12 protein-coding genes and 1 pseudogene are annotated in these 14,267 nt (G+C 70.8%); 12 read left to right on the top strand and 1 reads right to left on the bottom strand.

Annotated elements, in window-relative coordinates; translation table 11 throughout:
• The 11 genes and pseudogenes from ACJ73U_RS17395 to ACJ73U_RS17345 form a co-directional block, all read left to right on the top strand.
• Positions 1–664 (top strand): annotated as a pseudogene (locus ACJ73U_RS17395) (carbohydrate ABC transporter substrate-binding protein); the annotation flags it as partial.
• Positions 665–743: 79 nt separating this feature from the next.
• A complete protein-coding gene (locus ACJ73U_RS17390; RefSeq protein WP_407778683.1) occupies positions 744–1,595 on the top strand; it encodes a carbohydrate ABC transporter permease in 852 nt (283 codons plus the stop codon).
• A complete protein-coding gene (locus ACJ73U_RS17385) occupies positions 1,592–2,470 on the top strand; it encodes a carbohydrate ABC transporter permease (RefSeq protein ID WP_407778682.1) in 879 nt (292 codons plus the stop codon). The genes ACJ73U_RS17390 and ACJ73U_RS17385 overlap by 4 nt, the downstream gene beginning before the upstream one ends.
• A complete protein-coding gene (locus ACJ73U_RS17380; RefSeq protein WP_407778681.1) occupies positions 2,467–4,554 on the top strand; it encodes an alpha-galactosidase in 2,088 nt (695 codons plus the stop codon). Before ACJ73U_RS17385 ends, ACJ73U_RS17380 begins: the two co-directional genes overlap by 4 nt.
• A 75-nt stretch (positions 4,555–4,629) precedes the next feature.
• On the top strand, positions 4,630–6,366 hold the full coding sequence (locus ACJ73U_RS17375; RefSeq protein ID WP_407778680.1) for a protein kinase domain-containing protein: 1,737 nt from the start codon (positions 4,630–4,632) through the stop codon (positions 6,364–6,366).
• A 26-nt stretch (positions 6,367–6,392) separates the two neighbouring features.
• Positions 6,393–6,992: a GNAT family N-acetyltransferase gene (locus ACJ73U_RS17370; protein WP_407778679.1), complete on the top strand. Its 600-nt coding sequence runs from the start codon at positions 6,393–6,395 to the stop codon at positions 6,990–6,992.
• Positions 6,993–7,147: 155 nt separating this feature from the next.
• Complete coding sequence (locus ACJ73U_RS17365; protein WP_407778678.1) at positions 7,148–7,996, top strand: fumarylacetoacetate hydrolase family protein; 849 nt, start codon at positions 7,148–7,150, stop codon at positions 7,994–7,996.
• Positions 7,997–8,021: 25 nt separating this feature from the next.
• Complete coding sequence (locus tag ACJ73U_RS17360) at positions 8,022–8,753, top strand: (Fe-S)-binding protein (RefSeq protein WP_407778677.1); 732 nt, start codon at positions 8,022–8,024, stop codon at positions 8,751–8,753.
• The gene (locus tag ACJ73U_RS17355; protein WP_407778676.1) at positions 8,735–10,174 is read left to right on the top strand and encodes a LutB/LldF family L-lactate oxidation iron-sulfur protein; all 1,440 of its coding nucleotides are present in this window, start codon (positions 8,735–8,737) and stop codon (positions 10,172–10,174) included. The genes ACJ73U_RS17360 and ACJ73U_RS17355 overlap by 19 nt, the downstream gene beginning before the upstream one ends.
• Entirely contained in the window at positions 10,164–10,787 is a 624-nt protein-coding gene (locus tag ACJ73U_RS17350) for a lactate utilization protein C (protein WP_407778675.1), read from the top strand. The genes ACJ73U_RS17355 and ACJ73U_RS17350 overlap by 11 nt, the downstream gene beginning before the upstream one ends.
• Positions 10,788–10,900: 113 nt before the next feature.
• Complete coding sequence (locus tag ACJ73U_RS17345; protein WP_407778674.1) at positions 10,901–12,640, top strand: GTP-binding protein; 1,740 nt, start codon at positions 10,901–10,903, stop codon at positions 12,638–12,640.
• On the opposite strand, the gene ACJ73U_RS17340 is transcribed toward ACJ73U_RS17345, so the two are convergent.
• Positions 12,624–13,013: a PPOX class F420-dependent oxidoreductase gene (locus tag ACJ73U_RS17340; protein ID WP_407778673.1), complete on the bottom strand. Its 390-nt coding sequence runs from the start codon at positions 13,011–13,013 to the stop codon at positions 12,624–12,626. The two genes, ACJ73U_RS17345 and ACJ73U_RS17340, sit on opposite strands and share 17 nt — an antisense overlap.
• Positions 13,014–13,168: 155 nt before the next feature.
• Here ACJ73U_RS17340 and ACJ73U_RS17335 point away from each other — a divergent pair.
• Positions 13,169–14,267: enolase C-terminal domain-like protein (locus tag ACJ73U_RS17335; RefSeq protein WP_407778672.1), on the top strand; the 1,099-nt coding region annotated here is incomplete at its 3' end.

Here is a 14,267-nt window from a genome sequence, read left to right as displayed (position 1 = left end):
CTACCTGAACCTGCGCATCAACGGCTACGACTTCCACAAGTCGCTGATGGCCGGCGAGAAGGCCTGGAACTCCAAGGAGGTCAAGGCCGTCTTCGACACCTGGCGCGGCCTGCTCCCGTTCCACCAGCCGGACTCCCTCGGCCGGACCTGGCAGGAGGCGGCACAGTCGCTGCTGAACAAGCAGTCCGGCATGTACACGCTGGGTCTGTTCGTCGGCCAGCAGTTCCCGGAGGGCGCGGACCGCGAGGACCTGGACTTCTTCCCGTTCCCGGAGATCGACTCCGCGGTCGGCACGGACGCGGTCGAGGCACCCATCGACGGCTTCATGATGTCCGCCCGCCCGCGCAACTCCGCCGGCGCCAAGGACCTGCTCAAGTACCTCGGCACGGCCAAGGCGGAGGACACGTACCTCAAGTCCGACCCCAACAACGTCGGCACCCACAACGACGCCGACACCAGCGGGTACTCGGCGCTGCAGAAGAAGGCGGCGGAGCTCGTGAGCGGCGCCAAGTCGATCTCGCAGTTCCTCGACCGCGACACCCGCCCCGACTTCGCCTCGACGGTGATGATCCCGTCGCTGCAGGAGTTCATCAAGAACCCCAACGACGTCGACTCGCTGCTCACCAACATCGAGAAGCAGAAGAGCTCGATCTTCGGTGGCTGACGTGATGACCCGACCGGGGCGCGTGGCGACGCAGCAACGCCGCGTGCCCCGGTCGTCCCATGCCCGCACCCTGTCCACGATGGACAAAGTGGTCGTGGTGCTGATGGTGGGCATCCCGGCGATCATCGTCATCGCGCTCGTCTGGGTGCCCGCGATCTCGACGGTCGTCCTGTCGTTCACGGACTGGAACGGCATCGGCCCGATCGGCGACATCAAGTTCATCGGCCTCGAGAACTTCGACAACGTCGTCAACAACTACCCGCCGTTCGACCCGGCCATCAAGCACAACCTCATCTGGCTGGTCGTGTTCTTCGTCGGCCCGACGCTGCTCGGCATCTTCCTCGCGGCGTTGCTGGACAAGGAGATCCGCGGCACGAGGATCTACCAGAGCATCTTCTTCCTGCCGGTGGTCCTGTCGCTGGCGCTGATCGGCTTCATCTGGCAGCTGATCTACTCGCGCGACCAGGGCCTGCTGAACGCCGTGTTCGGCTCGCAGACGGACTGGTTCGGCGACCCCGACATCAACCTCTGGGCGGTGCTCGTCGCGGCGAGCTGGCGGCACACCGGGTACATCATGCTGCTGTACCTGGCGGGGCTCAAGGCGGTCGACCCCGCGCTGCGGGAGGCCGCCGCGGTCGACGGGGCCGGCGAGGTGCGCACGTTCTTCCAGGTGATCTGGCCGGTGATGCGGCCGGTGAACATCGTGATCCTGGTGATCACGGTGATCGAGTCCCTGCGGGCGTTCGACATCGTCTGGGTGATCAACAAGGGCCGCAACGGGCTCGAGCTGATCTCCACCCTGGTGACGCAGAACGTGATCGGTGAGGCGAGCCGGGTCGGCTTCGGGTCGGCGCTCGCCACCATCATGATCGCGATCTCGACGGTGTTCATCGTGATCTACATGATCCAGGTCGTGCGGGAGCGGCGATGACGGCGGCGACGGTGGTGGGACGCAAGCGCAGGCCGGCGCGTGTCGTCCTGCAGGTGTTCCTGCTCGTGATGGCCGTCGGCTGGCTGTTCCCGGTCGCCTGGGCGGTCTACAACTCGTTGCGGGACTACAACTTCACGTCGACGCACGGGTACTTCTCGTTCGGCGGCTTCACGCTGAAGAACTACGTCAACGCGTGGGCGGACGGCAACTTCGGCCAGACGTTCTACAACTCGGCGGTCATCACGGTCCCGTCGGTGCTCCTCACGCTGCTGCTGGCATCGTGCGCCGCGTTCGTGCTGGCCCGGTTCAGCTTCAAGTTCAACCTGCTGATGCTGGTGCTGTTCACGGCGGGGAACCTCCTGCCGCAGCAGGCGTTGCTGGTGCCGCTGTTCCGCATGTTCCTCAACGTCGAGGTGCCGTACTGGTTCAGCGACTCCGGGACGCTCTACGACACGTACTACGCGGTGATCGCGGTGAACGTGGCGTTCCAGACCGGCTTCTGCACCTTCGTGCTGAGCAACTACATGCGCACGATCCCGAAGGAGCTGCAGGAGGCCGCGTTCGTCGACGGCGCCGGCGTGTTCCGCCAGTTCTGGCAGGTGGTGCTGCCGTTGTGCCGGCCGGCGCTGGCCGCGCTCGCGACGCTGCAGGTCACCTGGGTGTACAACGACTTCTTCTGGGCCGTGGCGTTCATGCGGTCCGGCGACAAGTTCCCGGTGACCAGCTCGCTGCAGAACCTCAAGGGCCAGTTCTTCACCGACTACAACCTGCTGTCCGCGGGCTCGGTGATCGTCGCCGTGCCCACGCTCGTCATCTTCTTCCTGTTGCAACGTCATCTACGAGCGGGCCTGACTCTGGGAGCCACCAAGGGATGATCGTCCATCTTCATGCCGACACCGTCAGCCTCGTCATCGACGCACGCGAGCTGCCCGCCGTCGTGCACTGGGGCGCACCGCTCGGCGAACTGTCCGAACAGGACCTGACCACGCTGGCGGACGGGGCGGTCCCGCCGGTCTCCGTGAACGCGCCGGGCGTCCCGGTGCCGATCGCGCTGCTGCCGTCCGCACGCCAGGGCTATCCGGGCCGGGCCGGGCTGCGCGGGCACCGCGCCGGCGTGGACTGGCTGCCGGACCTCACGCTCACGTCGGTGGAGCAGCACGGGTCGTCGGTGACGTTCGAGTACGCCGGGACCGTGCGTGCCGTGTCCACAGTGGAACTCGCGCCCTCCGGTGTGCTCCGCGTCCGGCACGCGGTGACCAACGACGGCGACGAACCGTACACCGTGGACGGTGTCGAGGCGGCGCTGCCCGTGCCGGCGCAGGCGACCGAGCTGGTGGACTTCACCGGCCGGTGGATCCGCGAGAAGCACCCGCAGCGGCGCCACTTCGACGTCGGATCGTGGGTGCGGGAGAGCCGCCGCGGCCGCACGGGCCTCGACGCGACGCCCGCGGTGCTCGCCGGCACCGCCGGCTTCGGGTTCGGCACCGGCGAGGTGTGGGCGGTGCACGTCGCGTGGAGCGGGAACCACGTCACCTACGCGGAACGCGTGCACGAGGGCCGGGGCGTGCTCGGCGGCGGCGAGCTGCTGGCCAGCGGCGAGGTGATCCTCGCGCCGGGCGAGTCGTACGAGTCGCCGTGGCTGTACGCGGCCTACTCCGCGGAGGGCGTGGACGGGATCTCGGCCGCCTTCCACACCTGGATGCGCGCCAGGGACACCCACCCGTCCCGGCCGCGGCCGGTCGTGCTCAACACCTGGGAGGCCGTGTACTTCGACCACGACCTCGACCGCCTGCGTGGCCTGGCGGACGTGGCCGCGCGCATCGGCGTGGAACGGTTCGTCCTCGACGACGGCTGGTTCCGCCACCGCAGGGACGACCACGCGGGCCTCGGCGACTGGTACGTCGACGAGGGCGTGTGGCCGGCCGGCCTCACCCCGCTGATCAAGCACGTCACGAGCCTGGGCATGGAGTTCGGCATCTGGGTCGAGCCCGAGATGGTCAACCCGGACTCGGACCTCTACCGCGCGCACCCGGACTGGGTGCTCGCGCCGGGCGACGGCACACTGCCGCCGCCGTGGCGCAACCAGCAGGTCCTCGACCTCGCCAACCCCGACGCGTTCGCGTACACACTGGACCGGCTCGACGAGCTGTTGCGGGACAACGACATCGCGTTCGTGAAGTGGGACCACAACCGCGACCTGCTCGCGGCCGGCCACGGCGACCGCCCGGGCGTCCACGCGCAGACCCGTGCGGCGTACCGGTTGTTCGACGAGCTGCGGGCCCGCCACCCCGGCGTCGAGATCGAGAGCTGCAGCAGCGGCGGCGGCCGGACCGACCTGGAGATCCTGTCGCGCACCGACCGGGTCTGGGCGAGCGACTGCAACGACGCCCTCGAACGCCAGACGATCCAGCGGTGGACGGCGTTGCTGTTGCCGCTGGAGCTGATCGGCGCGCACGTCGGCCCGCCGCGCTCGCACACGACCGGCCGCACGCAGGACCTGTCCTTCCGCGTGGCCACGGCGTTGTTCGGCCACTTCGGCATCGAGTGGGACATCGCGTCCGCGTCGCCGGAGGAGCAGTCGGCGCTGGCGGACGCGGTCGCCTTCTACAAGGAGGTCCGGTCGCTGCTGCACCGGGGCACCCTGGTCCGCGGCGACCACCCGGACCCGGCCGCCTCGGTGACCGGGGTGGTCACCGAGGACGACGCGTTGTTCAGCTATGCGCAGCTGACGTCGACCGAACGCACGGTGCCCGCGCCGGTGCGCCTGCCCGGTCTCGTCCCGGATCGCCGGTACGAGGTCGAACCGGTGTTCCCCGGCGGCCGGCCGGCGACCCAGCAGCTGAGTCCCCTGGCCGAGGGGAAGCAGGTCCTGACCGGCCGCGTCCTCGCCGAGGTGGGCGTGCGCACGCCGATCCTGATGCCGGAACAGGCCTGGCTGCTGCGGGTGCGGGCGGTCTGAACTACCACGCGGTGCCCGCCGGCGGGCGACGGGTGCGGCTGTACGCCTTACCCTGCGCCTCAATAGGATCCGGCTGTGCGGAGTGACGACGTCATCGCGGATCGTTACCGGCTCGTCGATGTCGTCGATATCGTCGGCGCCGGTGACACGTGGGTCGCCTGGCTGGCGGACGACCTGCGGGGACACCGCCAGGTCGCGCTGCGGCGTCCCGTCGAGACGCGTGCCGGCGTGCGGGCCGACCTCGAACGCGTGGCGGAGCTCGCCGGGACGTTCGCGCACCCGAAGGCCGTGCGGGTGTACGGCGTCGCCGGCGACGGCGACGAGTGCTGGCTCGTGACGGAGTACTTCCCGGCCACGGCCCTTGCGGTGAAAGGGACCCTGCCGCCCCGCGCGGTCGCCGCGATCGGCGCGCAGGTCGCCGGTGCGCTCGCGGCCGCGCACGCCGCGGGCGTCGTGCACCGCGACGTCGCGCCGGGCAACGTGCTGGTGGCCGGCAACGGCACGGCCAAGGTCACCGACTTCGGCGTCGCCGAGTGGACCGCCGGTTCCGGCGAGGTCGCCGGCACGCCCGCGTACGTCTCGCCCGAGGTCGCGGCCGGGGATCCGGCCACGCCGGCCTCGGACGTCTTCTCCCTCGGCGCCACGCTGTTCGCCGCCGTCGAGGGCGAACCTCCTTTCGGGACCGGCGACCCCGCGGCCTGCCTGCGCCGGATCCGTTCCCGGCGCGCGGAGATCCCGGTCCGGGCCGGTCCGCTGAAGCTGGTGCTCGACGCGATGCTGCAGCGCGACCCCGCCGCGCGCCCGACCGCCGCACAGGCGAAGGAGATGCTCGACAGGGTCGCGTCCGGACAGTCGGTGCCGGCGTGGCCGGGTGTTCCCACGCGGTCGCCGGCGTTGCTGCTCATCGCCGGGGCCGTCGCCGTCGTCGCGCTCATCGTGCTCGCCCTCGTCCACCCGTGGGAGAGCGAGGCGGACGGCCCCGCCCGCACGGTGCTCGGCGACCCGCGCACCGCCGACCCGTGCGCGGTCGCCGACGCGGCCGTGCTCGGCCGGTTCGGCCAGGCCACGCTGGACGCGAACCGTGGCGGCTTCAACCGGTGCGACGTCCTGATCGCGGTGGCCGGCGACGACGAGATCGACGTCGAGTTCGAGTTCGCCGCCGCGTCGACCGGCCGCGCCACCGAGTCGTCGCGGGTGGTGCGGCACGCGCCGAAGCGGGACGGCGGCGACTGCGAGATCACGCTGACGCTGGCCGACCAGGCCGCGCTGACCGTGGCCGCCAGGTCCGACGACGACGTGGACACCGACTTCTGCGTGGTCGCCGCCGTGGCCGCCGACCACGCGGAAAGCGTGCTGGCGCACCACCGGCAGGTCCCGCGCCGTGCGGCGCCCGACCAGCGTTCCCTGGCCGACATCCGGGCGTGCGACCTGATCCCCACCGCGGAACTCGCCGCCGTGCCGGCGTATGCGAATGCGGTCCCGCAGCCCGGCTTCGGCGACTGGTCGTGCCGCTGGCAGTCCCCGGCCGGTGTCCTGCGGGTGATCTTCGACCGCGACGGGCTGGACGGCGCGCGTGCGGGCGAGAAGCTGGCGCTGTCCGGCCGCGAGGCGTACGTCGTGCCCAACGGGTACGGCGACTTCTCCTGTGTCACCAGGATCTTCCACCTGCGCCACCGCGACGCGGACGGCAACTCCCACGTCGAGCTGGCACTGGTCGTAGCGGAGGGTGGCGCCGCGATGACGGAGCTGTGCCAGGTGGCCAGGACCTACGCGGCGCCGGTGGCGGCCCGGTTGCCGGCACTGGGTGGGTGAATGGACATCGAGGTCATAATGACCCGGTGGGCGCCAAGATCAGGAACTACCGGCCGGGCGAGGAGCGGGTGCTGTACGACATCTGCCTGCTGACGGGGGACAGCGGTGCGGACGCCAGCGGCCTGTACCGGGACCCGTTGCTGCTGGGCGAGGTGTACGTCGGCCCATACCTGCGGTTCGCGCCGTCGCACGCGTGGGTCGGCGTGGATGCGCGGGGTGTCGCGGGGTACGTACTGGGTGTGCCGGACACGCTGGCGTTCGAGGCCGAGTGCGAGCGTTCGTGGTGGCCGGCGCTGCGTGCCAGGTACCCGCTGTCGCGCTACCCGGCCGACTCGGCGGACGGCCGGATCGTCCGCCTGATCCACAACCCGTCGCCGGCGGAGCCCGACGTGGTCGAGCGGTACCCGGCACACCTGCACATCGACCTGTTACCCCGCCTCCAGGGCCAGGGCGACGGCCGCCGCCTGCTGACCACGTTGCTGGCGGGGTTGGCGGCGGCCGGTGCGCCGGGTGTCCACCTGGGCGTGAGCACGGCCAACCAGCGCGCGGTCGGCTTCTACCGCCGGATGGGCTTCACCGAGGTACGCACCTACGCCGACTCACTCGTGATGGCGCGCCAGCTTTAGCAGCGCGCTGCCAATGAGCCGTACAGACCTCTGATGTATGCGCATACTTCACGACCGGGTCAAGGTTATGATCAGGCTTACGTCGGATGTGTGTTCCTGGCAAAACGCAATAGGGTTACGTGCGAGGCACTACTGCGGCGGACGGAAGGACGGCTTTGCGGTTCATGCGGGTGGGCGCCCCCGGCGCCGAGCGGCCGGTCGTGCTCGACGACCAGGACGGTGCGTACGGCCTGTCTGGCCTGACCAGTGACATCGACGGCGCCTTCCTCGCCGGTGGCGGCATCGCCGCGGTGCGCGATGCGTTGGCTGAGGGTGCGTTGCCGGTCGAGCGGATCGACGGGGAGCGGATCGGGGCGCCGATCGCCCGGCCGCAGGCCGTGGTCTGCGTCGGCATGAACTACGCCGCGCACGCCGCCGAGTCCGGTTCCGCGCCGCCGGAGCGGCCGGTGATCTTCTTCAAACATCCGAACACTGTCGTCGGTCCGTACGACGAGGTGCTCGTGCCGCGCGGGGCGGAGAAGGTGGACTGGGAGGTCGAGCTGGGCGTCGTGATCGGCAGGCGCGTCCGCTACCTGGCGTCGCCGGACGAGGCGCTCGACCACGTCGCCGGCTACGTGCTGTCCAACGACGTGTCGGAGCGGGCGCTGCAGATCGAGCAGTCCGGTGGCCAGTGGTCCAAGGGCAAGTGCGCCGAGACGTTCAACCCGCTGGGCCCGTGGCTCGTGCCGGCCGACGAGGTCGACCCGCAGGCGCTCGGCCTGCGGTCGTGGGTCAACGGCGAGGTCCGGCAGGACTCGGCCACCGCGGACATGGTGTTCTCGGTGGCCACCCTGATCCACGACATCAGCCAGTACATGGTGCTGGAGCCGGGTGACCTGCTGAACACCGGCACACCGCAGGGGGTCGCGCTGTCGGGCCGCTTCCCATACCTTTCCGTCGACGACGTGATGGAGATCGAGATCGACGGGCTCGGGCGGCAGCGCCAGGTGCTCGTCAAGGCCTAAGAGGACACACAGCAGAGGACACACAGTGGGAACCCGGGTCGCCCTGTTCGCCACGTGTCTGACGGACACGTTCTTCCCGGACACCGCACGTGCGGTCGTCCGGCTGCTGGAGCGGCTCGGGTGCGAGGTGGACTTCCCGCTCGCCCAGACCTGCTGCGGCCAGATGCACTACAACACCGGCTACCGGGCACACGCGGTCAAGCTCGCGAAGCGGCACGCCAAGGCGTTCGACTCCTACGACGCGGTCGTCGCGCCGTCCGGCTCGTGCGCCGGGATGGTGCGGGAGGTCTACCCGGACCTGCACAGGTCCGCCGCGCCGATGGCCGGGAGGACCTACGAGCTGGCCGAGTTCCTGGTCGACGTGCTCGGCGTGACCGACGTCGGCGCGTACTTCCCGCACCGGGTCACCTACCACCCGACCTGCCACTCCCTGCGGATGCTCGGCGTCGGCGACAAGCCTGTACGGCTGTTGAGGGCGGTCCGCGGGCTGGACCTCGTCGAGCTGTCGGCCGCCGAGTCCTGCTGCGGGTTCGGCGGCACGTTCGCGCTCAAGAACGCCGAGACGTCCACCGCGATGCTCGCCGACAAGATGTCCCACGTGCTCGAGACCCGCGCGCAGGTCGTGACGGCCGGCGACAACTCGTGCCTCATGCACATCGGCGGCGGGCTGTCCCGGCTGAGCACCGGGGTGCGGGCAGTGCACCTGGCGGAGATCCTGGCGAGCACGGAGGAGGAGCCATGGACCGCAACCCCGTGACGTGGCTGGGCAGCCCGACCTTCCCGAAAGCCGCCCGGGACGCGCTCGCCGACGTCCAGCTGCGCGGCAACCTCGCCCACGCCACGACGACCATCCGCGACAAGCGGGCCAAGGCGGTCGCGGAGCTGCCGGACTGGGAACGGCTCCGCCGCGCCGGGGAGGCGATCAAGGACGACGTGCTGTCCAACCTGGACGTCTACCTGGAACAGCTGGAGGCGTCGGTCACGGCACGCGGAGGCGTCGTGCACTGGGCACGGGACGCGGCCGAGGCCAACGAGATCGTCCTGCGCATCGCCCGCGAGAAGGGTGCGGACGAGGTCGTCAAGGTGAAGTCCATGGCCACCGCCGAGATCGGGCTCAACGAGGCGCTCGAGGCGGGTGGCGTGCACGCCGTCGAGACCGACCTCGCCGAGCTGATCGTGCAGCTCGGGAACGACCGCCCGTCGCACATCCTGGTGCCCGCGATCCACCGGAACCGGTCGGAGATCAGGGACATCTTCCGCCGCGAGATGCCCGGCGCCCCGCCCGACCTGTCCGACCGGCCCCGTGAGCTGGCCGAGGCCGCGCGGAAACACCTCCGGCGCAAGTTCCTGTCCACGAAGGTCGCCGTTTCCGGCGCGAACTTCGCCGTGGCGGACAGCGGATCGGTCGTGGTGGTGGAGTCCGAGGGCAACGGTCGCATGTGCCTGACGCTGCCCGAGACGCTGATCACCGTGATGGGCATCGAGAAGCTCGTACCGACCTGGTCCGACCTCGAGGTGTTCCTGCAGCTGCTCCCGCGCTCCTCGACCGCGGAGCGGATGAACCCGTACACGTCGGTGTGGACCGGCGTCACGCCCGGCGACGGCCCGCGCGAGTTCCACCTGGTGCTGCTGGACAACGGCCGCACGAAGACGCTCGCGGACCGGGTCGGCCGGCAGGCCCTGCGATGCATCCGCTGCTCGGCGTGCCTCAACGTGTGCCCGGTCTACGAGCGGACCGGCGGCCAGGCGTACGGCTCGGTGTACCCGGGCCCGATCGGCGCGATCCTGACCCCGCAGCTCGGCGCGGGCACCGACGACCCCGAGACGGCGGCGCTGCTGAAGTCGCTGCCGTTCGCGTCGTCGCTGTGCGGCGCGTGCTACGAGGTCTGCCCGGTGCGCATCGACATCCCGTCGGTGCTGGTGCACCTGCGTGGCAAGGCGAACGAGAACGCGCACACACCGGAGGCGGTCGCGATGGCGGCGGCGTCGTGGGTGATGGCCTCGCCGGTCAGGTTCCACCTGGCGCAGCGGCTTTCCGCCGTGCTGCGGCTGGTCGCGCGCCGCGGCCGGGTGAGACGCCTGCCGTGGCCGGGTTCGAAGTGGACGGACTCGCGGGACCTGCCGGTGCCCCCGAAGGAGTCGTTCGCGGCGTGGTGGCGGAGGACCCGTGTCCGGTGACGCACGCGCGGAGGTCCTGGGCCGGATCAGGAAGGCGCTCGCCGACCGCCCCGGTCCGGTCACGGTGCCGCGCGACTACGACCGGACCCGTGACCTCGGCGACGTGTTGACGCTGCTGGAGAAGCAGGTCGCGGACTACCGCGCGGTGGTCCGCCGCGTGCGTGAGGACGACCTGGCCGCGGAGATCGAGTCGTCCCTGCGGGCACGCGCGGCGCGGGTCATGATCGCCCCGGCCGACCTGCCGTCGTGGTGGCGGGTCGGCGACGTGGTGTGGTCGCTGGACGCCCCGATGTCGCCCCTGTCGAACGCCGCCCTCGACCGGGCGGACGGCGTGCTCACCGGCTGTGCCGTGGCCATCGCCCAGACCGGCACGATCGTGCTCGACGCCGGGTACGCCCAGGGTCGGCGGGCGCTGACCCTGCTGCCGGACTACCACCTGTGCGTCGTGCACGCGGACCAGGTCGTCGCGACGGTCCCGGAGGCACTGGCCCGACTGGAGCCGACGCGCCCCCTGACGTTCATCTCCGGCCCGTCCGCGACCAGCGACATCGAGCTGGACCGCGTCGAGGGCGTCCACGGCCCCCGCAACCTGGAAGTCCTCATCGTCGGTTAATTCGCTTGCCGGGCGTGCTTTCCTGATCGCAGTCGACGAGAAGGGAAGGCGCATGCGCGTGTTCATGATCCACCAGCTGGCCCCCGTTGCCCACGCAGAGGACATGAACCGCATTGCACACCCTCAACCTGGGGATTCTCGCGCATGTTGACGCCGGTAAGACGAGCCTGACGGAGCGGCTGCTCCACACCGCGGGCGTCATCGACGAACTGGGCAGCGTCGACGACGGCTCCACCCAGACCGACTCCATGGCGCTGGAGCGGCGGCGCGGCATCACCATCCGTTCGGCCGTGGTGTCGTTCGTGGTCGGCGGTGTCACCGTCAATCTCATCGACACTCCTGGGCACCCGGACTTCATCGCCGAGGTGGAGCGGGTGCTCGGTGTGCTCGACGGCGCCGTGCTGGTCGTCTCGGCCGTCGAGGGCGTGCAGGCGCAGACCCGCGTGCTCATGCGAACCCTGCGCCGGCTGCACGTCCCCACACTGGTCTTCGTCAACAAGACCGACCGGCGGGGCGCCGACCCGGACCGCGTGGTGCGCGACCTCAACCGGAAGCTGGCCCCGGTGATCCGGCCGGGCGACACCGAGGCGCTGGCCGAACACGACGACGAGGCACTCGCCGCGTACCTGGACGGCCGCCCGGCACCGGACCGCCTCGTCGCCCGGACCCGGGACTGCACCGTCCACCCCGTGTTCTCCGGCTCGGCGATCACCGGCGCCGGCATCGACGAGCTGACGGCCGCCATCACGGCGTTCCTGCCCACCGCGGGTGCCGTGGACGGCCCGATGTCGGGCGCCGTCTTCAAGGTCGAGCGCGGGCCGGCGGGGGAGCGGATCGCCTACGTGCGGATGTTCGCCGGCACCCTGCGGGTCCGGGACCGCCTGACGCAGGGCAGGGTCACCGCGCTCAGCGTCTTCGCCGGCGGCGGCCCGGTGCCGGCGGAGTCGGTGGGCGCCGGGCGGATCGCCAAGGTGTGGGGCCTCGACGCCCGTGTGGGGGACATCGTCGGCGCGCCGCGGGACGGGCACGGGCACGCCTTCCCGCCGCCGACGCTGCGGACCGCGGTCGACCCGGTCGACCCGGCGGACCGGCTCGCACTGCACGCGGCCCTGACCCAGCTGGCGGAGCAGGACCCGCTGATCGACCTGCGCCGGCAGGACGGCCTGACGGTGTCGCTGTACGGGGAGGTGCAGAAGGAGGTCATCGAGGCCACCCTGCGCGAGGAGTACGGCATCGCGGTGACCTTCCGCGAGACGACGACCATCCACGTGGAACGCCCGGTCGGCGAGGGCGCGGCGGTGCGGGTCAGGGAGAGCGCGCCGTACCCCGCGACGGTCGGCCTCCGCGTGGCACCCGGCCCCGCCGGCTCCGGCGTCCAGTTCCGCCTGGCGGTCGAGCTGGGGTCGCTGCCGCTGTCGTTCTTCACGGCTGTGGAGGAGACCGTGCGGACGGAGCTGCGATGCGGTCGCCGCTGGGAGGTGACCGACTGCGTGGTCACCATGACCCACTCCGGCTACTTCTCCCCGGTGACGACCGCCGGACACTTCCGCGACCTGACCCGGTTGGTGCTCCACGAGGCCCTGGCCGAGGCGGGGTTGCGCGTGCACGAGCCCGTGCTCCGGTTCCGCCTGGAGGTCCCGGAGGACGTGGTCGGCACGGCGTTGCCCGTGCTGACCCGCCTGCGGGCGGTCCCGCACACCACTACTCCGGTGGGCTCTACATGCGTGGTGGAGGGAGACATCCCGGCGGCCACCGTGCACCGCCTCGAACGCCGCCTACCTGCCCTGACCAGGGGCGAAGGTGTCCTGGAGAGCGTGTTCGACCACTACCAGCCGGTCACGCCGAGAAGCTGACGACCTTCTCGGGGGTGATGCGGACGATCACGCGCTTCACCTCGGGTGGCTCGGGCGGTGGGTCCTCGCCGGCGTACTTGTGGGAGAGCCGGAACGACAGCGACCGTTCCGGGTCGTCGATCACCTCGGCCGTGCCGCGGATCTCGACCGTCTGGTACGGGTTCTCCGCGTTGATGACGGTGAGGCTCACGCGGGGGTCCCGACGGAGGTTGCGGGTCTTCTGCCGGTCCGCGCGGGCCGAGAACACGACCGCGTCGCCGTCGAGGCCCACCCAGATGACCGAGGTCTGCGGCGAGCCGTCGGGGTTGAGGGTGGCCACCACCCCGAAGTTCCTCCCGTCGACCAACTGCCGGGTCTTGCTGTCCAACGCCATGTCGCCAATGATCGACCTGCGGGATAAAACGCGGAAGCTACATATTCGTGATCGGATCAATCTTGCCACAGGGTGGGACTCCCTCTGGATTCCGCGATCCCCTTCGGGTATACATCGGATGTCTGTTCGAAGTTGTACGGAGGGGAAGGCGGCTGATGGCACGCATCACGGGCATGGACGTGCTCGACATCCGCTTCCCCACGTCGCGGGAGCTCGACGGTTCGGACGCGATGAACCCCGACCCGGACTACTCTGCCGCCTACGTCGTCCTCCGCACCGACGACGGGCCGGACGGCTACGGCCTCGCCTTCACCATCGGCCGCGGCAACGACGTCCAGGCCGCCGCCATCCACGCGTTGCGCCACATGGTCGTCGGGCGGCGGGCTCCCGAGACCGCGGCCGAGCTGGCGGCGCTCAACCTCGACCTCGTCGGCGACTCGCAGCTGCGCTGGCTCGGCCCGGAGAAGGGCGTCGTCCACATGGCGATCGGGGCGGTCGTCAACGCCGCCTGGGACCTCGCCGCCCGGCGCGCCGACCGTCCACTGTGGAAGTTCCTGTCCGAGCTGACGCCCGAGGAGCTGGTCGCGCAGGTCGACTTCCGCTACCTCTCCGACGCGCTCACCGAGCAGGAGGCCCTGGAGATCCTGCGCAGACCGGGCCGGCGCGAGCGGATCGCGGAGATCGAGGCCGACGGCTACCCCGCCTACAGCACCGGTCCCGGCTGGCTCGGCTACTCCGACGACAAGATGGTCCGCCTCGCCAAGCAGGCCGTCGCCGACGGCTTCGGGATGCTCAAGCTCAAGGTCGGCGGCAACCTCGACGACGACATCCGGCGCATGCGCCTCGCCAGGGAGGCGGTCGGACCCGACATCAGGATCGCCGTCGACGCCAACCAGCGCTGGGACGTCGAGCCGGCGGTCAAGTGGATGCAGGCGCTCGCCCGCTTCGACCCGTACTGGATCGAGGAGCCGACCTCACCGGACGACGTCCTCGCGCACCGGGCGATCGCCGAGGCCATCGCGCCGATCCGGGTGGCCACCGGCGAGCACGTCCAGAACCGCGTGATGTTCAAGCAGTACCTGCAGGCCGGGGCGCTGTCGGTGCTGCAGATCGACGCCGCGCGGGTCGGCGGGGTGAACGAGAACATCGCGATCCTGCTGCTCGCCGCCAAGTTCGGCGTCCCGGTCTGCCCGCACGCGGGCGGGATCGGCCTGTGCGAGCTGGTGCAGCACCTGTCGATGTTCGACTACGTCG

This window comes from Actinophytocola sp. (assembly GCF_045807065.1).
In the GTDB taxonomy this organism is placed as follows: domain Bacteria; phylum Actinomycetota; class Actinomycetes; order Mycobacteriales; family Pseudonocardiaceae; genus Actinophytocola.
The sequence above is the reverse complement of the archived record's forward strand: the minus strand, read 5'-3'. Positions and strand labels throughout refer to the sequence as shown.

Bases quoted from the DNA above. Each gene is read 5' to 3' on its own strand.
- ACJ73U_RS17390 (WP_407778683.1), top strand. From the start codon at position 744: ATGGACAAAGTGGTCGTGGTGCTGATGGTGGGCATCCCGGCGATCATC.
- ACJ73U_RS17385 (WP_407778682.1), top strand. From the start codon at position 1,592: ATGACGGCGGCGACGGTGGTGGGACGCAAGCGCAGGCCGGCGCGTGTC.
- ACJ73U_RS17380 (WP_407778681.1), top strand. From the start codon at position 2,467: ATGATCGTCCATCTTCATGCCGACACCGTCAGCCTCGTCATCGACGCA.
- ACJ73U_RS17355 (WP_407778676.1), top strand. From the start codon at position 8,735: ATGGACCGCAACCCCGTGACGTGGCTGGGCAGCCCGACCTTCCCGAAA.
- ACJ73U_RS17340 (WP_407778673.1), bottom strand. From the start codon at position 13,013: ATGGCGTTGGACAGCAAGACCCGGCAGTTGGTCGACGGGAGGAACTTC.